This window comes from Lutibacter sp., assembly GCF_016342705.1.
Classification (GTDB): Bacteria; Bacteroidota; Bacteroidia; order Flavobacteriales; family Flavobacteriaceae; genus Lutibacter.
The window spans coordinates 147,617-172,102 of sequence record NZ_JAEINV010000005.1 but is presented as its reverse complement, the minus strand read 5'-3'; the positions used below and the strand labels follow the sequence as shown (position 1 = coordinate 172,102).

The 24,486-nt window shown below is 29.5% G+C and carries 25 protein-coding genes; 5 read left to right on the top strand and 20 right to left on the bottom strand.

Annotated elements, in window-relative coordinates; all coding sequences use genetic code 11:
* Positions 1–66 precede the first annotated feature (66 nt).
* Complete coding sequence (locus JEY78_RS06635) at positions 67–450, bottom strand: carboxypeptidase-like regulatory domain-containing protein (protein ID WP_291848412.1); 384 nt, start codon at positions 448–450, stop codon at positions 67–69.
* A gap of 161 nt (positions 451–611) precedes the next feature.
* Here JEY78_RS06635 and JEY78_RS06630 point away from each other — a divergent pair, with 161 nt between their 5' ends.
* On the top strand, positions 612–1,943 hold the full coding sequence (locus JEY78_RS06630) for a deoxyguanosinetriphosphate triphosphohydrolase (protein WP_291848588.1): 1,332 nt from the start codon (positions 612–614) through the stop codon (positions 1,941–1,943).
* Positions 1,944–1,982: 39 nt separating this feature from the next.
* Positions 1,983–6,146, top strand: coding sequence for a proprotein convertase P-domain-containing protein (locus JEY78_RS06625; RefSeq protein ID WP_291848409.1), 4,164 nt, complete (start codon positions 1,983–1,985; stop codon positions 6,144–6,146).
* 4 nt (positions 6,147–6,150) lie between these two features.
* On the opposite strand, the gene JEY78_RS06620 is transcribed toward JEY78_RS06625, so the two are convergent.
* The 19 genes from JEY78_RS06620 to JEY78_RS06530 all read right to left on the bottom strand — a co-directional run bounded on the left by JEY78_RS06620 (position 6,151) and on the right by JEY78_RS06530 (position 22,324).
* The gene (locus JEY78_RS06620; RefSeq protein ID WP_291848406.1) at positions 6,151–7,284 is read right to left on the bottom strand and encodes an ATP-binding protein; all 1,134 of its coding nucleotides are present in this window, start codon (positions 7,282–7,284) and stop codon (positions 6,151–6,153) included.
* An 11-nt stretch (positions 7,285–7,295) separates the two neighbouring features.
* Complete coding sequence (locus tag JEY78_RS06615) at positions 7,296–8,051, bottom strand: SDR family NAD(P)-dependent oxidoreductase (protein WP_291848401.1); 756 nt, start codon at positions 8,049–8,051, stop codon at positions 7,296–7,298.
* 110 nt (positions 8,052–8,161) lie between these two features.
* Positions 8,162–9,091: a hypothetical protein gene (locus JEY78_RS06610; protein ID WP_291848398.1), complete on the bottom strand. Its 930-nt coding sequence runs from the start codon at positions 9,089–9,091 to the stop codon at positions 8,162–8,164.
* 87 nt (positions 9,092–9,178) lie between these two features.
* A complete protein-coding gene (locus JEY78_RS06605) occupies positions 9,179–9,658 on the bottom strand; it encodes a hypothetical protein (RefSeq protein ID WP_291848394.1) in 480 nt (159 codons plus the stop codon).
* Between the two features lie 154 nt (positions 9,659–9,812).
* Positions 9,813–10,673 carry an ATP synthase F1 subunit gamma gene (gene atpG, locus JEY78_RS06600; RefSeq protein ID WP_291848392.1) on the bottom strand — a complete coding sequence of 287 codons (861 nt, stop codon included), beginning with the start codon at positions 10,671–10,673 and terminating at the stop codon, positions 9,813–9,815.
* A 68-nt stretch (positions 10,674–10,741) separates the two neighbouring features.
* Positions 10,742–12,319, bottom strand: a complete 1,578-nt coding sequence (gene atpA / locus JEY78_RS06595) for a F0F1 ATP synthase subunit alpha (RefSeq protein WP_291848387.1) — start codon at positions 12,317–12,319, stop codon at positions 10,742–10,744.
* A gap of 33 nt (positions 12,320–12,352) precedes the next feature.
* Positions 12,353–12,910, bottom strand: a complete 558-nt coding sequence (gene atpH, locus JEY78_RS06590; protein WP_291848384.1) for an ATP synthase F1 subunit delta — start codon at positions 12,908–12,910, stop codon at positions 12,353–12,355.
* 10 nt (positions 12,911–12,920) lie between these two features.
* Positions 12,921–13,418, bottom strand: coding sequence for a F0F1 ATP synthase subunit B (locus tag JEY78_RS06585; RefSeq protein WP_291848381.1), 498 nt, complete (start codon positions 13,416–13,418; stop codon positions 12,921–12,923).
* 80 nt (positions 13,419–13,498) lie between these two features.
* Positions 13,499–13,690, bottom strand: a complete 192-nt coding sequence (gene atpE, locus JEY78_RS06580) for an ATP synthase F0 subunit C (protein ID WP_090223467.1) — start codon at positions 13,688–13,690, stop codon at positions 13,499–13,501.
* Positions 13,691–13,723: 33 nt separating this feature from the next.
* Positions 13,724–14,827: a F0F1 ATP synthase subunit A gene (atpB, locus tag JEY78_RS06575; protein WP_291848374.1), complete on the bottom strand. Its 1,104-nt coding sequence runs from the start codon at positions 14,825–14,827 to the stop codon at positions 13,724–13,726.
* A 125-nt stretch (positions 14,828–14,952) separates the two neighbouring features.
* Positions 14,953–15,333 carry a hypothetical protein gene (locus tag JEY78_RS06570; RefSeq protein ID WP_291848372.1) on the bottom strand — a complete coding sequence of 127 codons (381 nt, stop codon included), beginning with the start codon at positions 15,331–15,333 and terminating at the stop codon, positions 14,953–14,955.
* Positions 15,326–15,556 carry an AtpZ/AtpI family protein gene (locus JEY78_RS06565; RefSeq protein WP_291848369.1) on the bottom strand — a complete coding sequence of 77 codons (231 nt, stop codon included), beginning with the start codon at positions 15,554–15,556 and terminating at the stop codon, positions 15,326–15,328. Before JEY78_RS06565 ends, JEY78_RS06570 begins: the two co-directional genes overlap by 8 nt.
* The gene (locus tag JEY78_RS06560) at positions 15,525–15,923 is read right to left on the bottom strand and encodes a polymer-forming cytoskeletal protein (RefSeq protein WP_291848366.1); all 399 of its coding nucleotides are present in this window, start codon (positions 15,921–15,923) and stop codon (positions 15,525–15,527) included. The genes JEY78_RS06565 and JEY78_RS06560 overlap by 32 nt, the downstream gene beginning before the upstream one ends.
* A gap of 21 nt (positions 15,924–15,944) precedes the next feature.
* Entirely contained in the window at positions 15,945–18,194 is a 2,250-nt protein-coding gene (locus JEY78_RS06555) for a tetratricopeptide repeat protein (RefSeq protein WP_291848363.1), read from the bottom strand.
* 94 nt (positions 18,195–18,288) lie between these two features.
* Positions 18,289–18,984, bottom strand: coding sequence for an ABC transporter ATP-binding protein (locus JEY78_RS06550; RefSeq protein ID WP_291848360.1), 696 nt, complete (start codon positions 18,982–18,984; stop codon positions 18,289–18,291).
* 28 nt (positions 18,985–19,012) lie between these two features.
* Complete coding sequence (locus JEY78_RS06545) at positions 19,013–20,491, bottom strand: DUF5687 family protein (protein WP_291848357.1); 1,479 nt, start codon at positions 20,489–20,491, stop codon at positions 19,013–19,015.
* Between the two features lie 51 nt (positions 20,492–20,542).
* A complete protein-coding gene (locus JEY78_RS06540; protein WP_291848353.1) occupies positions 20,543–21,244 on the bottom strand; it encodes a hypothetical protein in 702 nt (233 codons plus the stop codon).
* A complete protein-coding gene (locus JEY78_RS06535; RefSeq protein ID WP_291848351.1) occupies positions 21,241–21,975 on the bottom strand; it encodes a hypothetical protein in 735 nt (244 codons plus the stop codon). The genes JEY78_RS06540 and JEY78_RS06535 overlap by 4 nt, the downstream gene beginning before the upstream one ends.
* Before the next feature lie 16 nt (positions 21,976–21,991).
* Positions 21,992–22,324 (bottom strand): PadR family transcriptional regulator, encoded by a 333-nt coding sequence (locus JEY78_RS06530; RefSeq protein WP_291848347.1) that lies wholly within the window; start codon positions 22,322–22,324, stop codon positions 21,992–21,994.
* 145 nt (positions 22,325–22,469) lie between these two features.
* Between JEY78_RS06530 and JEY78_RS06525 the strand changes: the two genes are divergently transcribed.
* From JEY78_RS06525 to JEY78_RS06515, 3 genes are read left to right on the top strand one after another with little or no spacing between them, the layout of a single operon-like run.
* Positions 22,470–23,528, top strand: coding sequence for a ferredoxin--NADP reductase (locus tag JEY78_RS06525; RefSeq protein ID WP_291848344.1), 1,059 nt, complete (start codon positions 22,470–22,472; stop codon positions 23,526–23,528).
* 37 nt (positions 23,529–23,565) lie between these two features.
* Entirely contained in the window at positions 23,566–24,240 is a 675-nt protein-coding gene (locus tag JEY78_RS06520; protein ID WP_291848341.1) for a LysE family translocator, read from the top strand.
* 21 nt (positions 24,241–24,261) lie between these two features.
* The gene (locus tag JEY78_RS06515) at positions 24,262–24,474 is read left to right on the top strand and encodes a YwbE family protein (RefSeq protein ID WP_291848339.1); all 213 of its coding nucleotides are present in this window, start codon (positions 24,262–24,264) and stop codon (positions 24,472–24,474) included.
* Positions 24,475–24,486: the final 12 nt, after the last annotated feature.

The window sequence follows — 24,486 nt, the reverse complement described above, 5'->3', positions numbered from 1 at the left end:
CAAGTGTTACGTAAAAGAAAGGTTATGTTGTTATTATGAAAACTTAATAAAAGTGTTAATTAAATGTTAGCGTAAACTTACTATTGAAATTAAAGGATCAACTTTTAAAGCAGTTAGTGATTGATTTAAGTTGATAACAGCATTTGAAGTAACTTCAACATTTTTTATTTCAATGGTTTTGTAACCTATAAAACGCACTTCTAAATTATAAACACCTGGTTTTAAGTTAAATTGAAAAGAGCCATCAATTTTAGTTTCAATTTTATATGCAGAGTTTTTTACTATTATTTCTGCAAAAACTAATGGTTCATTATTATTTTCTTTATCTAAAATAACACCTTTTATTGTGCCAGTTTGTTGGGTTTCAGAAAAAAATGAATCAACTTTAAAGGATTGACTGTGAATTAAAAAAGTTGAAAAAAAAGTAAGTAACAGTGCAAAATATTTCATTAGTAATTGTATTATTTAATACTCAAATAAACAAATACAGTGTTAATTAAAGGTTATTTAAAACTTATAATTTTGTAATTTTAATGTAAAAATTTGAAATTATTGTGGTTGTAGTAAACGTAATTTATTGAGTATATTGCAACAAATTATTTATAATGAAAATGAATTGGAGTCAATTGTTGTCGCTTAAAAGATTTGGTGATACTCAAAAAAGATTAAGAAGTAAACAAGATGAAACTAGATTAGGTTTTGAAGTTGATTATGATCGTATTATATTTTCAGATTCATTTAGAAGTTTACAAGATAAAACGCAAGTAGTGCCATTGTCTAAAACAGATTTTGTTCATACGCGTTTAACACATAGTTTAGAAGTAAGTGTTGTAGCGCGTTCTCTAGGCAGAATAGTTGGTGAAAAAGTGATTTTAAAGCATCCTAATTTAACGGATGAAGGCTTTAAAATGAATGATTTTGGAGCAATTGTCGCAACAGCCGCTTTAGCGCATGATATAGGAAATCCACCTTTTGGACATAGTGGAGAAAAGGCCATTGGAGAATATTTTAATAATGGAAACGGTATAAAATATAAGGAATATTTGTCAGCAAAAGAATGGCAAGATATTATTGATTTTGAAGGAAACGCCAATGGATTTAGAATTTTAAACGAAAGTAAACCTGGAAGCCTAGGAGGATTAAGATTATCTTATGCAACCTTGGGAGCTTTTTTAAAATACCCAAAAGAATCATTACCAAAAAAGCCAACGTCACATATTGCCGATAAAAAATATGGAATATTTCAAAGTGATATACCTTATTTTAAGGAAGTTGCTCAAGAATTAGGGTTAATTCATTCAGGAAACCATGAAAATAGTTCATTTAGAAGACATCCATTAGCTTATTTAGTGGAAGCTGCAGATGATATTTGCTATACAATTATTGATTTTGAAGATGGAATTAATTTGGGTTTAATTGAAGAAGATTATGCCTTAGAATATTTAATTAAACTAGTAAAAAACTCTATTGATTCAAAAAAATATCATCAATTAGAATTTAAAAAAGATAGGTTAAGTTATTTGCGCGCTTTGGCAATTGGAACACTAATTACAGAGGCATCTAATGTTTTTTTAGCAAATGAAGAAGCTATTTTAAAAGGAGAATATCCACATTCATTATTAGATAAATGTGCTTTTGAAGCTCAAATAAATGACATTATTAAATTAAGTGTTGAAAAAATTTATAAAAGTAGAGAAGTAATTGAAAAAGAGTTGGTTGGATATAATATTATTGCTACCTTGTTAGATGTATTTTTAACAGCAATTAATAATAGCTTTGAGAATAAGGTCACTAACTACGATAAATTAATTTTAAATTTATTACCCGAAAGCATTCAAAAACCCCAAAAAACAATGTATTTAAGAATATTAACAATTTGTGGTTTTGTAGCAAGTTTAACGGATGGTTATGCCTTACAATTATATAAAAAATTAAAAGGATGATTTAAAGTAAATCATTAAAAACCTATATGAAACCCCATAATGAATAATAAAAAGTATTACATAGTATTATTAGTAGTATCTCTTTTATTACTAACTTACCTTTTAATATTTAATGAAGGCACAAAATCTTCTTTAACTATTTTAGAGTTAAGAGAAAAACACGCCAATTTTTTAGCAAATAGTCCTTTTAAAAAAACATTAAAACTCTCCAAATCAGAGCGGAAAGCACTGCAGCTTCCTCCAAATAAATATTATGAAAGAGAGTGGGAGTTAACAATGAATCCTGCTACAGGAAAACCAGAACCTTTTAAAATTTTTGAAATTCAAGATAAAAGAAACAATACGTCTAGAAGAGTTCCAGGTGATGAAACTTTAGGAAATGAATGGATTGATAGAGGGCCAAACAATGTAGGAGGAAGAACCAGAGTAGTACTTTTTGATCCAATTGACGCATCAAATAAACGTGTTTTTGCAGGTGGTGTAAGCGGAGGTTTATGGAAAAATGAAGATATTACCAACGCAAATTCATCTTGGACACTTGTATCGGGTGTGCCAAGTAATATGAATATTTCATGTATTACTGTAGATCCGAATGATATTGATAAAAAGACTTGGTATATAGGAACTGGTGAACAATATACATTTGGTGCTGCTGTTGGAAATGGCGTTTATAAAACTATTGACGGAGGAACAACTTGGACTCATTTAACAATTCAATTGGCAGGAGGTGGAACTTCTGGAAGTGATTTTGCAGGAATTTATTATATTAATGACATTGTTGCCTGGGATAAAGGAGCAACTACAGATATTTTTATTGGAGTAGGAACACACGTTTATGGAGATGCTGCAAACCCAACAAATTGGCTCGGATTTCAGAATGCAGGTTTGTATAAATCCTCTGATGGAGGAGCTTCATGGTCTAGAATTGAATCTCCTAATATTCCTTTAAGTGGTTCTTATCAGTATATACCAAATGATTTTGAAATTTCACCCAATAATACTTTGTGGATGGGTACTATTGGAAGACCAGGAACTTCTAATAATGGAGGAGGAGCTGTTTTAAAATCTAATGATGGAATATCTTGGACTTTAGTGCGAACTTTATCTAATTCTAATAGAGTGGAGTTGGCAGTCTCCAAAACAAATGCCAATAAAATGTACGCATTAACACAAGGTACTACAACAGCTGGGCCTCATATTTATGCCACATCAAATGCTTTTACAAATATTACAGAGCTTGCAAAACCAAATGATGCCGATAATGGTATTCCTGCTAATGATTTTACTCGTGGACAAGCGTTTTATGATTTGGTAATAGAAGTAGATCCTACAAATGATGCAGTTGTATATGTTGGAGGGATTGATTTGTTTAGAACTTCCCAAGGAATTAATACCAATTTAGCAAGTGAGTGGGTTCAAATATCAAAATGGTCTAATAATGAAAATTTAAATACTTTAGATTGTTCTTATGTACATGCAGATCAACACGCATTTACATTTAGACCTGAAGCAAACAATGAAGCTGTTATTGGTTGTGATGGAGGTGTTTTTTATGCAACCAGTTTATCAACAGCTGCAACAAATGATGTAATTTCTTCAAGAAATAAAGATTATAATGTAACTCAATTTTATTATGGTGGTTACGGACAAAATACTTCAAATGAATTAATTTTAGCTGGTGCGCAAGATAACGGGTCTCAATTTATAAATGGTGCTTCAGCAGGAGCGAATGCTAGTTTTGATCTATATGGTGGTGATGGCGCCTACAGTACTATAGATAAAGATGGAAATTATATGATAGCTTCATATGTGTATGGAAATCATTATTATTTTAGTTTGCCTTATTTAGGCACTTCATATACAATTGATAATAATGATGATGAGGGAGATTTTATCAATCAGGCAGGTTTAGATCATAATTTAAATATTATGTATTCTAACGGTACTAATGGTTCGGTTGCTATTAACAGGTATATTTTAGGTAGTAGTAGCTCAGTTAAAAACAAGTTAACCAACTCATTATTAACCTCTTCGCCAACGGCATTTAAGGTTTCTCCTTTTACAACAACAAGTTCAACGTTGCTGGTAGGAACTGAAAACGGAAAATTATTCCAAATAACCAATGCTAATAATGTTAATTTAAGCTTGGTGAAATGGAAAGAAATTACTGGAAGTTTATTCGCAGGAAGTATTTCAGCAATTGAATTTGGAGAAACGGAAAATGATATTTTTGTGACATTTCATAATTATGGTGTAAGTAGTATTTGGTATTCATCAAACGGTGGTGCAAGTTGGGTAAACAAAGAGGGGAATTTGCCAGATATGCCTGTAAAAAGTATTTTACAAAATCCATTAGCAAAAAATGAAGTTATTGTTGGTACTGAATTAGGTATTTGGGTATCAAAAAATTTCAATGAAGCAAATCCAACGTGGATAAGTTCTTATAATGGAATGCGCGATGTGAAAGTGGTAGATTTAGATTTAAGAACAGATGATCACAGTATTTTAGCCACAACCTTTGGTAGAGGTGTTTTTACAGGCCAATTTACAAATGCAACAAACTCAACGTACACGCTATCATCTACAAATAGTGTTGTAGAAGTTTGTAATTCATCAGCAAATGCTATTTTTAATTTTGATTATACAGCGTTGGGAGGCTATTCAAACTCAACAAACATTTCCGTTTCTGGAGTTCCTTCTGGGGCAACATCTAGTTTAAGCGCGAGTACATTTAATAGTTCTGATGCAAGTTTTACATTAACCATAAACAATATTGGAGCTGTAACTCCAGGCAAATATGTAATTACTGTAACAGGTATTGGTGGGCCAACAGTTTCAAAAGAATTATTGTTAGTTGTAAAAAGTGAAGTTGGAAATGTGTCTACAACTTTACCAGTAGATGGAGCAAATCAAATAAGTATAAATAGTGCAAATTTAACTTGGCTAGCAGATACACAGGCAACTTCTTATGATGTGGTAATAGCCTCAGATGCTGGTTTTAACACTATTATTGAAACAACTAATACTCCTAACAATTATTATACTATAGGGACAATTTTAAACTTATCTACAGTTTATTACTGGAAAGTTAGAGCAAAAAACGATTGTAATATTGGTGTTTTTTCTGAAATAAAGAGATTTATAACTGCTGCAAATAATAATTGTGATAGGGCTCCTGATGTGAAAATTGCTAATGTTCCAATTAATGATGGAGAGACTGCAACTTCAACAATAAATATTGCAAATAGCTTTACAATTAGTAAGGTGAAAGTTTCGGTAGATATTACACATACTTATATTGCGGATTTTAATATTAAGTTAATTTCCCCTCCAACTAGTAATAAAGAAATTCTTTTATTTGATGGTTCTTGTGGCGATACTGATGGCTTAGAAGTAACTTTTGATGATGAAGCAGCAAGTGCAATAGTTTGTGGCTCACAACCCGTTACGGGAATATTTACCCCAATTCAAGCTTTATCCGGGTTAAATGGAATAGATGCTTTAGGTAATTGGACTATTGAAATTTATGATGCGTATTCTGGAGATATTGGAACTTTAAATAGTTGGTCTTTAGAGTTTTGTTATGCTGAAAATATTGTAAACTCAACATTTACAAATAGTCCATTAACAGTTGGGACAAATAGCACCTATGTTTTAAACCAAGCTGAAACAAAAGCATATAGTGATGGCTCCACCGATTTTGAACAAGTTTTTATGTTAGCAGAATTACCAACTAAAGGAGATATTCGTTTAAGTAATGTTGCATTATCTCTTGGAGAAACATTTAACCAAAATGACATAGCTACAGGGAAAATCACCTATGTTAATTCAGCTAGTGCTAATACTACGGACCAATTTAAATTGGATATTACCAATGCAACAAGTGGTTTTTTACCAAATCAACAAGTAAACATAACTATAGATAGTTCTTTAGGTATTGATGATCAGTTTTTTGAAAGAACAGGTACTTCTATTTTTCCAACAGTATCTGATGGCCAATTTTTTATATCTTCAAGTCAATTAACGGGTAAAACAAAAATTGAAGTATTTACTATTTCTGGTCAACCCATTTATAAAAATAGTTTAAATTTTGCGAAAGGAAATATTGAGCCAATTGAAATATTTGGAGTTTCTTCAGGTGTTTATATTGTAAGATTAACCAGTGATAATGCACAAGGAAGTAAAAGAATTTTAATAAAGTAAATTTTTAAACACTCACTTTTCGTAAAACTCTAACAGCTTCTTTATATTTAATATAGCTGGTTTTGTCTTCTAGTTTTTTTAAATATTGTTTAGATTCTTTTAGTTTTAAAAATGCATTAGAAATTCCATTTAAAACACAAATCATATAATTTGTTGGCATTTCTAAAACATCTAATAGTTCACTTTCAGAAAGCGGTATATTCTTTTTTAATTTTTGAAGAATGGCATTACAATTATTAAAAATATGATGTAAAACACTTTTGTCAAATTGTGGAGGTTTAAACAATAGTTCAGTTACTATATCATGTTTGCCATTTTCTTTAAAATGAATAATTGTTTTTTCTAAAGGATAAAAATCAAACACCTCTTTTATTCTTAAATACACATATTCTGTAATGATAAACGATTGGGTATTATATTCTATTTTAACCTCATCTAATGCTGAGTAAAACAACCTGACCTGTTCATTAATTAATTCAATATCAACGCGCGAGTAAAATATTTTATCTTTTATAACTTTTTTTTGTCCAGCCCAGCACAATACAAATTGTTCATTAAAAACTTTGTATGTTGGATGGTATTCTTCGTGTCTTTTAAAAAAATCAAAAACGCCATCTAGAGTTAATTCAATATTACTACTCGCATTTTTTTCAATGGCTTCTACTATTTCTTTATTTGTGTTTACTAGTTCGTAGTTTCCTAAAGTAGACATAGAGTTACTTCCTCTTCTAAAAAAAACTCGTCCTTTAACATATTTCCAAATGTTTTTTTTGAGTGAAGTAACTTTATTATTGGAATGAATAGTAACCAACCCCACTACTTTATATCTGGGCAAACTGGGAAATGCAATATTTTCATATTGAATTTTGGGTGGATTTGCTAAATAAGAATTTACTAAATTTTGAATTTTACTGTCATCAAAAAAATCTACCCCTTCAATTTTATTAAACTGGTCTTCAACCCCAATAACGATATATGAATTGTTTTCAGGGTTTGAATTTGAAAGTGCGCAAACATGTTTTAAAAACTTGGCTTTTCCCTCTTTTGTATCTAATGAAAGTTGTTGCTTTTTATCGTAAAAGCTATTTTCATCTGTATAGGTAAGTAAGTTTTTAATTAAAAGACGCTTGTTAATCATTTTTTTAAGGGTTATTCTCTATGTAAAACTGTTGCGCTAGCTTGTGCAGTTGGGTATACAATTAAATCTTCTATGTTTACATGAGCTGGCCTGCTAATTACAAAATATATTATTTCTGCAATATCATTTGCTTGCAAAGCATTAAAACCTTTATAAACGTTGCTTGCTTTTTCTTTATCTCCTTTAAAACGGACTTCAGAAAATTCAGTTTCTACAGCGCCGGGATGAATTGCGGAAACTCGAATGTTGTGTTTATTTAAATCTAGCCGCATAGCTTTGTTTAAAGCATTGACAGCATACTTAGATGCGCAATAAACATTTCCATTAGGATATACTTCTTTTCCTGCAATAGAGCCTATATTTACAACAAATCCTTCGTTTCTTTCAACCATTTGAGGTAGTATTGCTTTGGACACATATAATAGACCTTTTACATTGATATCTATCATAGCATCCCAATCATCTGTGTCGCCATCTTGTATAGTGCTCAATCCGTGTGCGTTTCCAGCATTATTTATTAAAATGTCAATTTTTTGAAATGCTGTTGGTAATGATTGAATTGCATTAAACACTTCCTCTTTTTTACTAACATCAAATTGTAATATGGCAACGTTGGTTAGTTTACTTAACTCATTTTTTAATTCAATTAATCGTTGGTTTCTTCTTCCACAAAGTACCAATTGGATATTATTTTTTGCAAAAATTTCAGCAGTAGCTTTTCCAATTCCAGATGTTGCACCTGTTATTAAGGCAGTTTTTAATTTCATTTTTATAGTGTTTTAATAGTATAAATATACAAAAAAACCGTTCCTAATCAGGGAACGGTCTTTGTTGGTTGGTTATTTTACTAACCCACCAAAAATCAACTAACCAAACTTTATTTTAAATCTCTTCTAACTTTTGTTTCTCTATATGTTTTAGTTCGTTTTCTTCCATCATTACTTACATCATTTTCACTTTTATTTGCCGAACTAGATTTTTTATATTGAATATATCCTTTCCCAGTAAATTCATACGTTGTTCCAGAATCTATATGATATAAACTTATTTTTCTGTCATTAATAACGCTCAACTCAAACTCTTCATTGCCCCAAGAATCATAATCTAATGTTAAAATTTTTAAATTGTTATATCCTTGAACGTTTGCTACAAAATAATCACCTACATAATCCCAAAAGATATTGTCAATATTTGTGCCATTGTTATCTTGTGAACTATAAAATGTTGTTAAATTTTCAGGTGTAAAAGCTAAAAAATTCTCATTATCAAATTCATTTATGGCTCCTGTAGCACTGGTGTATGTTTTTTCCCAAGCATCATATTCTTGTAAAAAATATTCGATATTATCATAAAATATTTGATCGTAATCAAAATTATATTTTTGATAGCCTTCTAAATAATAGGTTACTTTATTGTAGTTATCTTTTAATTTAATTCTGTCTGATGAAATTTGAATGATATCAAAATCATAATAACCATCTAAGTTATGGTTTACTTCTAAAAAACCATTAAAAGTATTATAATTTCCTATTTGAATTCCATATCCATTTCCTGTGGATCCTATTGCAACTAAATTATTATTTGCGTATAATTTTCCATTAATAAATGATATTGTAAATGCTTTTGATAGAAAAGCCACATCACCAGTACCAGTTGTTTGATTGTAATCAATGTACCATAAATCGTATGCAGTAACAATATCTTCTAGGTAAACATAGTTAGTATTATAATCATCTTCAACAACCACACAAGCTGTAAATGAGATACTAATAATAAGGGCATAAAAAAGTAATTTTAAAGTTCTCATAATCATTTATTTTTGGGTTCTATATATAGAAATTCAATTTCCGTGCCAAAAAGTAATTATGATGAGAAGTAATAATTTAAATATCAGTTAATCAGTGATTTGTAATTTTTTAAGCATTATTTTTTTGAAAAATTCGATGTTTTTATAACTGTAGGAAATTACTGCTTCGTTTTCATTTAATTGAAAAGGAATAGTATTTGTTATTTCAGGCGCTGGATTTCCATATTCTTTTTTAGGGTCATTATCTAAAATAAAATTTGGAGATTTACTTAAAGTTACACTGCTAATAAATGGATGTTTAGGATCAATTTTATCTTGTTCTAAAGCTATTTTTCTATTTCTGAAATATAAGGTGTCTAAAGTAATAGTTGGGTTATCAAGGTAAATTTTAATGGTTATTCCTTTTATACCAGGTTGTCCGCCAACCCAAGTTGTATAATAAGCATCTATTACAGAAAAATGTTTTGTTGAATTCTCAAAATTAGCGCTTTGAGCATTTGAAATTGTACGACAAGAAAAGGAAATAAGAATTAAAGTAATTATTGAAAATGGAATAAATTTTTTCATGATATAAGTTTTTACTCTAATTGCAAAGGACGTACCAAAATTAAAAAAAAGAGCTTATCAATTTTGATAAACTCTTTTTACTAGTTTTAAAGAATATAGTTTTACTAATTGTTCAATGCTGCTTTTTGATCAGTTTGGCTTCACTTTGTTACGCCTAATTGTTCAATGCTTCCGCTCCTCCAACAATTTCTAATATTTCATTAGTAATAGCTGCCTGACGCGCTTTATTATATGTTAATTTTAAATCGTTTCTTAACTCAGTTGCGTTATCTGTTGCTTTATGCATTGCAGTCATTCTTGCTCCGTGTTCTGACGCAAATGAATCTCTAATAGCTTTGTATAATTGTGTTTTTAATGACTTAGGAATCAATTCTAACACAATTTCAGCTTTAGAAGGCTCAAATAAGTAATCTGTATTTATTTTTATAGCTCCCTTAACAGGTTCAATTGGTAAAAATTGTTCAACCGTTGTAATTTGTGTTGCCGCATTTTTAAAATGATTATATACCAACTCTACTTTATCATAACGACCTTCGGCAAATAAACTCATTATTTTTTCAGCAATAACAGCAACGTTCTCAAAAGTTAAATCATCATAAATCTCACTGTTTTTTTCTATCACTTTAAAAGATTTAGATAAAATATCAAATCCTTTTTTACCAATAGAAAGCAACTCTACTTGTTTTCCTTTATAATTATCTTCAATATGTTTAGCAGTTCCTTTAATTACAGATGAATTAAAACCACCACATAAACCTCTGTTTGAAGTAATAACTACAATCAAAACTTTTGATACTTCTTTTTGTTGAGAATATACTCCACCTACTTCACCTTCAAGCGATGCACTTAAGCTTTGTAAAAGTTCCGTTAGCTTTTCGGCATACGGACGCATTTGTGTAATTGCATCTTGTGCTTTTTTCAATTTTGCAGCAGAAACCATTTTCATGGCACTGGTAATCTGCATTGTTGAACCAATGGATGCAATTCTGTTACGTATTTCTTTTAAGTTTGCCATTTATGTTTGGTATTGAATATTAAGTATTGAGAATTACAACTCTCAATACTTAATACTAAAGTCTTAATTTATGCGTATTTAGCTGAAATTTCTTTTGCTGCACTAGTTAAGGTATCAATTACCTCATCAGTTAATTTTCCGGCTTTTAAAACATCTAAAGCATCTCTATGTTTTGCATTTAAATATTCAATATAATCGCTTTCAAATTCTTTCACTTTATCAACAGGAACAGCTCTTAATAAGTTTTTAGAACCTGCATAAATAATTGCAATTTGGTCCTCAACTTTAAATGGATCTGCCTGATTTTGTTTTAAAATTTCAACGTTACGTTGTCCTTTTGAAATCACATTCATAGTAGCTGCATCTAAATCTGAACCAAACTTAGCAAATGCTTCTAACTCACGGTATTGTGCTTGATCTAATTTTAAAGTACCAGCTACTTTTTTCATGGATTTAATTTGTGCGTTACCACCAACACGAGATACTGAAATACCTACGTTAATTGCTGGACGTACACCTGAGTTAAATAAATCTCCATCTAAGAAAATTTGTCCGTCAGTAATAGAAATTACGTTTGTTGGAATATATGCAGAAACGTCACCTGCTTGTGTTTCAATAATTGGTAAAGCCGTAAGTGAACCACCACCTTTAACTTTTCCTTTTAATGAATCTGGTATATCATTCATTTGCGAAGCAATAGTATCATCATTAATTACTTTTGCGGCACGTTCTAATAAACGAGAGTGTAAGTAAAAAACGTCACCTGGATACGCCTCACGTCCTGGTGGACGACGTAATAATAACGAAATTTCACGGTATGCAACTGCTTGTTTAGATAAATCATCATACACAATTAATGCAGGACGACCTGTATCTCTAAAATACTCTCCAATTGCAGCACCTCCCATTGGAGCATATACTTGCATTGCAGCTGGGTCAGATGCATTAGCAGCAACAATAGTTGTATAAGCTAAAGCTCCTTTTTCTTCTAATAAACTTGCAATTCCGGCAACCGTAGATGCTTTTTGACCAATTGCAACGTATATACAATATACTGGAACACCAGCATCGTAAAATTCTTTTTGGTTGATAATGGTATCAATAGCAACAGTAGATTTTCCTGTTTGACGGTCACCAATAATTAACTCACGTTGACCTCTACCAACCGGAATCATAGCGTCAACTGCTTTTAATCCTGTTTGTAATGGCTCAGTAACTGGTTCACGGAAAATTACTCCAGGAGCTTTGCGCTCTAAAGGCATTTCAAAAGTTTCACCTTGAATTGGTCCTTTACCATCAATTGGGAATCCTAACGTATTTACAACACGTCCAACAATTCCTTCACCAACTTTTAACGAAGCAATTCTTTCTGTTCTTTTTACAGTTGATCCTTCTTTTACAGATTTAGAATGCCCTAATAATACAACACCAACGTTGTCTTCTTCAAGGTTTAAAACAATTCCTTCTAATCCATCTTCAAATTCAACTAATTCACCATATTGAACGTTTGCTAAACCATATACACGAGCGATTCCATCACCCACTTGTAATACAGTTCCTACTTCATCTAATGAAGCTGAACCTTCAAATCCTGCTAATTGTTGTTTTAAAATTGCTGATACTTCAGCTGGTTTTATTGATGCCATTTTTGTTATTTTTTAAAACTAAAATCTATATTTTTACAATGATGCTAAATAACTTTCGTCAGCAAATTGTCTTTTTAATACTTGTAATTTATTTGCAACACTTGCATCATATTGCACATCTCCAACACGAAGAATAAATCCGCCAATAATATCTGGATTTACAATATTTTCAATAGTTGCTTCTTTTCCTGTAATTTCTTTAATTTTATTTAAAACCTGTTTGTTTAAATCATCAGTTAAAGGAATTGCAGTAGTTACTTTTGCTATTTCTATTCCTTTTAAAGAATCGAAAATAACAGTATATTTTTTTGCTACTTCTTCTAAAATTGGTAATCTTTTGTTATCAATTAACAAGTCTATCGACCCTTGTGATAAGGATGATATTTTAGTTGCAAATACTTCTTTAAGCGCTACTTTTTTTAATTCAGTTTTTATAACTGGATTTGTAAGCAATAATTGCAAATCTTTACTTTCTTTAATGGTGTTTGCAATTAACAACATATCGTTATTCACTTCAACTTCTTTTTGTTGTTCAAGTGCAAAACTTAGTATTGCTTTTGCATATCTTATTGCTGCTCTAGATCCGCTCATTTTTATTAACTTATAGAGTTACTTCTTTTAACATATCTTCAACAAGCTTAGTTTGTTTTGCTTTGTCTGATAGTTCACCACGTACAACTTTTTCTGCAATACTTAAAGAAAGCTCAGCTACTTGGTTTTTTATTTCAGAAATAGCGGCTTGTTTTTCTGCGTGAATTGTAGCTTGTGCTTGTTCAATTACTTTAGTTGCCTGCATTTTAGCTTCTTCTTTTGCATCAGCTATCATTCCTTCTTTCATTTCACGAGCTTCTTTTAACAATAAATCACGTTCTGCACGCGCTTCTTTTAAAATACGTTCGTTATCAGCAGTTAAGTTTTGCATTTCTTTACGTGCATTTTCAGCTTCGTCTAATGCATTTTTTATACCTTCTTCTCTTTCATTTACTGAATTTAAGATTGGTCCCCAAGCAAATTTTTTCAATAAAAATACTAGACCAACAAATAAAACTAATTGCCAAACAAATAATCCTAATGAAAACTGTTCTATAAGCTTTTCCATATTATATGTGTTGTTATTTTTTAATTAATAGTTTTAAACAATAACTACAACCAACCGTTGTAGTTATTGTTTTAATTTTCTTAAGCTGCAAATAAAGCAGCAAATCCAATACCTTCAATAAGCGCTGCTGCAATAAGCATTGCTGTTTGAATTTTTCCTGAAGCTTCAGGTTGACGAGCAATAGCTTCCATTGCTTGTCCACCAATTCTACCAATACCAATACCAGCACCGATAACGATTAAACCAGCTCCAATGTAATTTAGACCTTCCATAATATATATATTAATTAATTAAACATTCAATTTTTAATGATGATCATCATGTTCTTCTACTGCCATACCAAAGTATAGTGCAGATAACATAGTGAAAATATATGCTTGTAGCGCTGCTACTAATAATTCTAAAAGTGCCAATCCAAATGCTAATCCAAAAGATAACGGACTACCAATCCAGCTTTTGAAAATAAACATTAAACCAATAATACTCATTAACACAATATGTCCTGCTGTAATGTTTGCATACAAACGAATCATTAATGCAAATGGTTTAATGAAAGTACCTAGTAGCTCAATTGGAGCTAATATAATTTTCATTAATACAGGAACGTCTGGCATCCAAAAAATATGTTTCCAATAATTTTTATTAGCAGTAAATGTTGTTAACAAATAGGTTATTATAGCTAAAGCTAAAGTAACTGTAATATTATTTGTTACGTTAACACCTAATGGTGTTAAACCTAATAGGTTGATGATCCAAACAAAGAAAAATACCGTTAACAAGTAATTCATGTATTTTTTATAGTTCTTTTTTCCAATGTTAGGAATTGCAATATCATCTCTAATGTACATGATAATTGGTTCTAACATTCGTCCAAAACCTGTTGGCATTAAATTATTCTTTTTGTAAGATTTAGCCATTCTGCTAAATATAAAAAACATTAATAAACCTACTAAAAAAATAACTGCTACATTTTTAGTGATTGAAAAATCTAAAGGCTTTGCGTTTGTTGGGTGATGCGCTTCATCATAAGAAATGGTTCCTTCTGCATCTGTTTTGTAAATTTTATTGTGATAAACTTTATAGAAATTACCTCCAGCTTCTGCAACAGTTTCACCGTGATGAAATTTTGAAGAAGAGAACACTTGTAAGCCACCGTCCCACAAAATTACTGGTAATGGAGCGCCAACATATTTGTGCTCTCCAGCATCATTAGTATAAGAAAACAAGCTAAAATCGTAAGAGTCTAGCAAGTGATGATTTATGTATTCTTTAATTTCAGTTTTCAAATCTTTTCCTGAATGAGCATTTTCAACAGGAGCCTCATTATGAGTATCATGCTGTGCTTTTACTGAAATTGTTACAGTTAAAAGTAGTAACGTAAGTAATTTAACTAAGTTAATTCTGTGCATATCACTTTATTAATAGTGGTTTTCTTAAAAGATTTTGCAAATGTACGGTTTTATATTAAAAACTAAAAAATATTTTTTTATGGTTTTTCCTTTTGCTAAATAATGTAAAAACAGACCTTTATACCTTATTTATTTAATAATTTTATAAGGTGAAAAGTCTCAAAAATTAAACAGACTATATAGGGCGCTAAAAACGAGGTGGCTTCGAAAGAACTGATGGTGCCATTTTCTCTATAAAATGGATAGAAAAAAATAAAATAAGCAACAAATTTTAATAAACTTCCTCCCATAAAAATAAACCCTAAAATGTCTAAATATTTTATTTTTAGTTTATATAAAGTGATATATATAGCTATTGCTAATATAAAATTTACAACATAAGCAAGTATAATTCTATTTTCAAATATTGGTGCAGAAATTAAAAAAAGAATTAAAATATGAACTCCAAATGTAACACCAATAATTAGAAGCAGTTTTATACTAAAACTTATAATTGATTTATTCATATTTATCATTTATATTTTTTAATTGGGCTATTACGCTGTAAATTGAAATCACTAAAGCGACCAATGTAAGTATAATGGTATAGGTTTTATGTGAATTTTGATAATAGACATCTAATTTTTTTCCAAAATATGCGCCTAAATAAATTGTTAAACCCATTTGAAAAGCCACACCAGTTAATTGAAGGTATTTGTTAAGCTGTTTTTTCTTGTTTGGTTTGTCCATTATTTAATTCCTTAACAGCGTTTTTCATAGTGCATGTTGCATTAAATTCTGCTCCAGGTTCAACAGCAAGTTTAGAAATAATTACATTTCCAGTAATAATAGCCGTTGCTTTTAAAGTTAATAAATTGGAAGCTAAAAGTTCGCCCGAAAAAAGCCCTTCAATATCGGCTTCAGAACATTCAATTTTTCCTTTTATTTTTCCTGATGCTCCAATAACAATTTTTCCGTTTGTTTTTATATTACCTTCTAAATTTCCTTCAACTCTAAAATCGCCTTCCGCAATAATATCTCCTATAATTGTGGTGTTTTTTCCAATTACATTAATTTCAGAAACAATAGGTTCTTTTTGTTTTTTTTTAGATAACATACTATATTTTTTTTGGGGTTATTAAATTTTAGTTTTAATGGTTTCAATTACTTCTAAGGCTTTTTTACCTTCTTCTGTGTTTGGGTAATTCATAGCAACAAAATCTAATGCTTCTTTAAAGGCTAAGATTCCTTCTTTTTTTCCGATAGCGTAGGCTTTTAATAATTCAAATTTTGGTATAATTTGGTCTCCATGAAATTTAATAATTGCATTGATAGATTTTTCAATTACCAAATCAAAATTTCCATCTTTATAATCATAAAACACCAGAGCATACTCATTTTCAGCTGAATTAATATCATTTAAAACTTCAGAATTATGAGGGTTTAATATAATTTTTGCAAAGCTTGAGTTAGGGTAATTAGTAACAATATCATTTTTTAATGCTTCCGATTTGCTATTATTTTCTTCAGAATATATTTTATATAAATGATATTTTGCAGGAACCAAATATGAAATATCAGGCTGAAATGATATTAGTTTTTCTAGTTTTTCTTTTGCTAAATTTATTTCTTTAAATTGCTCTTTATATATGATGCCTAATTTAAAATATGCATTATCTCTATCTGTTTTTAAGCTATCTATAGTTTGTTTTATTGAAGGAATTTGGTCCAAATAATATGATAATTCTAGTTTTTCTGAATTATTTATTGCAACAACGGTTTCTTCTTCTTCCTTTTGAAAAACACCAGGAAAATTAATTTTAGATTTATTACTCAATCTCCAGTTATCTTCTAACAGACGATCTCCCCAAATACGTTTAAAATCTTGCTCACCATAACCAATGGTTTGCTGATTATAAAAATACCAATTACCTTTTACAGCTTCAGAATTATTTTTGTTAATAGGAATATTTGAACCTGTATTTATAGTTTTTTGAAGTTTTTCTTCTTTAGCTTTTAAGGTTTCTATATAGGTATTAAAAAAAGTAATTTGCTCATCTTTACTCATTGCAACAATAGTTAAAATACTATCATTTTTAGCGGCAATTCCTTCATAAAGAATAACATCATCTAAATTTGTTCTTTTTCTTTTTAGTTTAAAAACACGTTTAGAAGTATCATCTTTAGTAATTTGAAAAATACTATCATAATAAGAAGCTGCCGTTACAAATTGTGCTTTTTCAAAATATAGATTTCCAATAGCTTCGTAGGTTAATTCTTTTTGAAAATTATTTTTTATGCTGGATTGTATGGATTTTTTGTAATTAACTAAGGCAATTTCTGGGTTTTTAGTTTCTTGAATTTTTGCTATTTGATAATATAATTCATCTAAATAATTTTTATTATATCGGTCTTTAGTCAATTTTTTTAGAGCCTCAATAGCCGAGGTTTTAGCTTCGTTAGATGTTACATTTTTTGCCTTTTCAATTTGAGCATGTATTTTATATTTAAACGGGGCTTTTTTTATTTTTACTAACGTATTAAATGCATTGTTAGAAGAATCTATTTTGTTTTGATGTTTATAAAGTTGTCCTAAAATAAACAAATTACGTGCAGTTTGTTCTGCGTTTTTAGTTGACAGCACTGGCTTTACTATGTTTGTTTTTTTAGTTGTAAACATAGCTTTTGTAATTACTTTATTTTTTGGAGTAATTTTAATTGCTTTATTTAAATGATTGATAACTAGCTGTGTACTATCTAAATTAAAATATGCTATTGCAATAGCAGTGTTTGCATCTTCAATAGTTTTTTGGTCTAATTTATCCGATTTTAAAAGGTTTTTTAAATTTTCAATAGCTTGCTCTTCATTTCTTAATCGAATGTGAGTTTTGGCTTGCCAAATTTTAGTTTCATGAATTAAATTAGCTCTTGGGTAATTTAAAATAACGTAGTTAAAAGCTTCTAACGCAGGCACAAATCTTTTTGAATAATAGCGTGATTTTCCTAATAGTAAATAAGCGTCATCTATTTGTTTATTGCGTTCTTGGCGTGCAATTAACATAGAGTGTTTTTGAACTGCTTTAACAGCTTTTTCTTCGGCTTTTTCAAATGCTTGAGGCGAACTATCTTCGTCTCTTTTCATGCCGGGAATTGCTAATTCATCAATTTTTAAAGGTTCTATTGGTAAAATTTCCCAATAATTATCTTCATAATTTGCATTTAGCTCATCAACACCTTGTTTAAAAGCTTCATTTCCATTGAATAAAACATTGTACTTTGTGTTAATAGAATGAAAATTTCTATTTAAAAAGGCATCCTTTTTTGTTGAACAAGCAACGGTTAGGATGATGCTTAAAAAAGCAACAATTATTTTTATAGAATTATTCAAATTATTATATGTTTTACGTATCTCTTAACTTACTAAATAACGCATTTATTGTAAGTGGGATGTAAAAATACAAAAATCTGTGTATTTAATTGAATTACACGGAAAAATAGGTTTCTAATTCTTTTAAAGTTTCTTCAGAAGTTTCTAAATCTTTTACAATTACACCTTTATCTAAAACCACAATACGTTCGCACACTTCGGTAACGTGACCTAAATCGTGGCTAGAAACTAACAATGTAGTTTTGTTTTTTACCGTTAAATCTTTCAATAATTTTTTTAATCGGATTTGTGTTGTTGGATCTAAATTTGCAAAAGGTTCATCTAAAATAACTACTTCAGGATTGCCGATTAACGCCGCAACAATTCCTGCTTTTTTCTGATTTCCTTTAGATAAATCTCTTAAATATTTCTTTTTACCTATAATTTCATCATTAAATATTTCTTTAAATTGACTTAAAAAAGTGTCGATATCAGCTTTATTCATTCCGCGAAGTTCACCAATAAAATAGAAATATTCTTCTGGAGTTAAATACCCAATTAAAAAACTTTCATCAATAAAAGCAGCCGTAAATGGTTTCCAATCTTCACTTTTATTTACTTGAATTTCATTATTTAATACCTTTCCAGTGGTTGGTTTTATTAAATCTAACAATAAATTAAAATAGGTTGTTTTTCCAGCACCATTATTTCCTACTAAACCAAACGATTGTCCTTTTGGAATTTCTAATGATGGTATATTTAAAACGGTAACATCACCGTATTTTTTTGAAAGTTCTGTAGATTTTATCATTGTAATATATTTTTTGTCGAGTAGTTAATTAATTGTTTTGATCAAAAGCACTGATCATTTTATGTTTTGAATTTAAGTACTGTTTGGTTATAAAATTCATTATTTTTTGATGAAAAACAATTCCAATGCCACCTAAAACAATTAACGTTATAACTCCAGCTTCAAAATTGATAAATTTATAAGGAATGTAGAAAAACAAAATTGGTATTAACAATAACGGAAAACCAATTATCCATTGTACGGCACCCGTTCCTTGATAATTAAAAGCTGCGCGCTGTGTTAAATCTATTTTTTTTCTGTTGAAAGAACCTCCGTATAATAATACGTGAGAATTTATGCCAATATTATACACCATTGCGGCAAAATGAATTGCCAAAATTTTCCATCCAAAATACACGTACGGAATACTTAGTACAAACATTAGTACTGCGCTAATAGTCATTAATGAATATTTTGAATTTAAATATTGTTTGTATTTAATATTCTGACTCATTAACAATTTATAATAACCACTATCCCAAGCTGGAATAAACTGCCCGAAGTTGATCATAAAAATTCCGGTTACAAATATTCCAACAAAAACAATCATTGGAGTTAAATTTTGAAAGGTTGGATTAGGGTAAAAAGCTAAACCATAAAATAACCCAATAACTACAATAAAAAGTGAAGAACGCGGACGTTTATTTCTCCACAATAATTTTAAATCTAGTTGTAAAAAAGGAGCAATATCTCCAAATCTGCGAGTCCAAGCTAAATCGGTAGTGGTTGCAACATCGGCTTTTGCTTTTAATGAACCATCTACATATAATTTTTTCTTTAACTCTGCATAATTCATAGCATATAAACCAACTAAAACTAAAATTGGAATTATAATTAATATTGGATTTGATATGATAGCGTTTACGGCATTTCCTAATGCTGTTGAAATTGAAATAATTTCGAAATGATTTAATGCGAATAAACCGGAAGCTATGGCAATAATTGGCAAAAAAGATAATTCAGTTTCGGCAGATTTGGCTTCAATAATAAAGTTTAAAAAATTGATTATTAATGTAAAAATATACATTAATAACATCCAAATTAAGGATGTTGTTGTGTTATAATCTTCAAAAATTAAAATTACGCCAAAAGGAATAATAGCAAAAAGTGGTAAAAAGTTAAAAAATGAAATGGCAGATTTTCCTAAAACATAATTTAAAATTGAACTTCGTTTTAATGGAAGAATTAATAGCGGTTTAATATTTAAAACCGGCAATTTTTGCATAAAAAAGCGCATTACTAAATCGCCTAAAAACCAATAAAATAAAAATCCGTTCACCATAATTAATGGATCAGACTCTGGAAATTGTTTTTTTAATATTGGATAAATGCTAATTCCTAAAACTAAAAAAGTAAGCATAAAATACAAAGCTAAAAAACCCATTAAAATATTAAGTGCTATACTTTTTTGCCAATATGATGAACGAAAAAATTGTTTCCATTCAAAATTTAAAAAATGTTTAATCATACGGTTTGGTTTATTGACTATGCTATATATGTGTTTGTTTAGTTGATTTTGTTACACTAATTTATATTCTGGATAATTTTCAATTAATAATTCTTCGGCTTTTTTTGGTAAAACTTCAATTACAATATAAAAAGCAATTATTAAAAAAGTAAAAATTGAAGCATATAATAAAACAATCCAGTTTGAAAGTATCAAAGTTTTATCAAGATGGGTTAAATTTATTAAATTAAAAAAATTGATTGGTAATGCTAAAAAAGAACCCATACCAGTTTTAAAAATCATTTCTTCTAACATCCATTTTTTGCCATTATTTTTGAAATTATTTTTAAAAGTTCTATTTAAAAAGTACGATTTGTAAAAAACATACAAACAAAGTAAAAGTAGAATAGTTAGTAATATATATTTTGCATAAATTGTTTTACAAATAACTAAAAAGGCTACAAAAATAAATGTGGTTAAAATAATTTTGGGCAATTGAAACCAATCTTTAGCAAAACGCCATATTATTTTCCAATACTTTTTGCTTAAAGCTTTTTGGCGTTCAGCAACCACATCCATAAAACCAAAAACACCAAATTTTTTGAAAGAAATTGTTCTGGCATCTTCAAAAGAAAGGTTGGGTTGTGTTGTCCAAATTTGTTCAATATCATTTGCTAAATGGTCAACTAACTCGGTTTGCACATCATAATGTTCAACATAATGCTGCCGAGTAAATTTGTACAGCTCTTGTATTTGTTGGGGAGTTAGTTTCATAGCGATTGGAGTTTGTTGTATAGTTCATCAAAATAAATAAAGGTTCTTTTATACATTTTAAATCCACAATAATTGAATATTATATAAAACGGAGTGAAAAAGACTAATAACCATCTAAATTGAATATCATTTAGCAAATGAAAAGCACCTTTTGGACTAAATAACTGAAAAAATAAATTGATAGATAGCAATAATAATCCAGCGTGAAACAAAGCATAATCCAAATTAATTGATTTTCCCCGTTTTTTAGCAAACCACATTTTTATTGGATAATAATATAACAGAACTGCAGGTGAAAATATTAAAATCGCCATAATGCCTTTTGAAACTTTTGTGTTTAATTGGGAAATAAAATAATAACTTAAAAACACTAATAATGGAATTACAATAAAATTGATTGGTTCCACAAAAAATTGTTTTAATTCCTTGTACATTAATATCCTATATTTTTTATTTGTTTCCGTTCTTTTAGAAAGTATTAAATCTTTATACCCATCACTATTTACAAAAATTCCATATTCTATTCCAGAATTCCACAACATTTTCATAGAGTTTCCAAAACTTTTATGAACTTCAATCATAGCGTCGTCAAAAGAAATTCCTGTAGCTAATTTTTCTTCAACAGCGGTAACAATATGGTCAAGAAATTCTATTCGAATATCCCAATACTTCACCTTGTGATGTTTTAAATAATCATCGATATATGTTATTTGTTCTTTGGTTAATTTCATAGTAAAGCAATTTTTTTTAAGCCAATTTTGGGTTTACAATAGTTTTCATAGTAGCAATAAACTCTTCTAATTCCGCCAATCTGTTTACAGTTTCTTTGGTGCCGTGTTCTGTAAGTTTGTAATATTTACGCAAACGGTTATCAACGGTGGCAACCTCAACATCTAGCAATCCTTCGGCTTCCAATTTATGCAATGCTGGGTACAATGCACCTTCGGTAATAGACAATTCTCCTTTGGTTAATTCCTTTACTTTTTGAGTTATTTCGTAGCCGTACATTTTATCGTTTTCTTCTAATAACTTCAAAATAATAGTTTGTAAAGAGCCTTTAAATAATTTCTGATTTCCCATTGTAGTAGTTTTTAAAACCAGTTTGAATAAACCAATTGTGAAGTAAATATATACATAATTTTCTTATGTATAACATTCTTAGGTATGTTTTTTAACAAAAAATTGCATTTAGATTCTTTACTTTTGTAGTCTTAAAATATTGAAAATGTCAAGATTTCATTCACTAACTATTAAAGAAATAAAAAAGGAAACTAATAATGCCGTTTCAATTTTATTTGATATTCCAACAGATTTAAAACCTGAATTTCAGTTTGTAGCCGGACAATATATAAACATTAAAAAGGAAATTGGGGGAGAAGAATTACGAAGAGCTTATTCCATTTGTTCATCACCTAAAAATGGCGACTTAAGAATTGCCATAAAAGCTGTTGACAACGGAACATTTTCTGTTTTTGCAACTACAATTTTAAAAGCAGGCGATATTTTAGAAGTTGGTAAACCCGAAGGAAAGTTTGTTTTAGAAACAAGTGCAACGCATAAAAAAAATTATTTGGCAATTGCTGCAGGAAGCGGAATTACACCAATAATGGCCATGATAAAAGCTGTATTAACCGAAGAGCCAAATAGTACGTTTACCTTAATTTACGGAAATAAAACCGAAGCCGATACTATTTTTAAAACAGAAATTGATGCTTTACAAAAAATGTATTCTGGAACTTTTAATGTACAATATGTGTATAGTAGAGCGCAACATGAAAATGCTTTATTTGGAAGAATAGACCAAGGAAATATAAATTTTGTTGTAAAAAATAAATTTAAAGAAATTAGTTTTGATAACGCTTTTTTATGTGGGCCAGAAGCCATGATTAATAGTGCGAAAGAAACACTTATTGAAAACGGAATCAATGAAAAAGCAATTCATTTTGAATTGTTTTCTACACCACTTTCTTCTGAAGAAAATTCAATAAATGAAACTTTTGAAGGTGAATGCGAAATTACAGTGTTGGTTGACGATGAGGAAACTACATTTACAATGGATGCTAAAACCACTATTTTAACCGCTGCTTTAAAAGAAGGTTTAGATGCACCATATTCTTGCCAAGGAGGAATTTGCAGCAGCTGTTTAGCAAAAGTAACCGAAGGAAAAGCGTCAATGGATAAAAACACCATTTTATCTAAACAAGAAATTAACGATGGTTTTATTTTAACATGTCAGGCACATCCAACAACTTCAAAAATCACTGTAGATTACGATGATGTTTAATAAGAATGTAGTATTTTCACAGCTTTAACACCAAAAAATGACTTTTAACGAAATTAAAGAAGCAGTATTTATCGGTTTTTTTTTAGCCTTTATGATTGGTCCTGTTTTTTTTATGCTTATTCAAACCAGTATTATTAAAGGAGCGCGCGCAGCAATTATGTTCGATTTAGGCGTAATTTTAGGCGATATTACTTTTATTTTAATTGCTTATTTTGGAAGCAAAAGGTTGTTAGAAGAAATTAAAGACGATCCAAGGCTTTTTTATATTGGTGGTTTAATCTTACTCGTGTACGGAATTATTACATATTTGGACAAAAGCCAGAAAGCTGCCATTCAAGATGAAACTATAGTACTTCCAGAAAAAACAAACTACTTTAAACTCTTTGCAAAAGGATTTTTACTCAACTTTATAAATATTGGTGTTTTGGCATTTTGGCTAGGAATGATAGTGGTTGTAGGTTCAAATCTAGAAATGAATCCTTCAAAAATATTTAATTTTTTCTCCGTAATTTTATTAAGTTATTTAATTACAGATATTGGTAAAATAACACTCGCAAAACAATTAAAAAGACATTTAACACCAAAAGTTACCTATAAAATTAAACGTGCAATGGGAATTTTATTAATGGTTTTTGGTATTGTTTTAATGTTAAAAGGCTTTATTCCTAAAGAAAAATTAATTTTTAAAAATGTTATTGAAAAGACTCAGTAAATAGCATTCAAAAAATATATTATGGAAAATAAAAAACTACAAGGAAGCCAACGAAAAAACATACAAATAGGTTCTGAAGTTGAAATTGTTCAAAAAAACCACCAGCGCACAGGTGAGCTTACTGAAGGTTTTGTGAAAAGAATTTTAACAAACTCATCCACTCATCCACACGGAATAAAAGTTCAATTAGAAACCGGTGAAGTTGGTCGTGTAAAATGGGTGCTAAACAATTAAGTTGCTTAAATT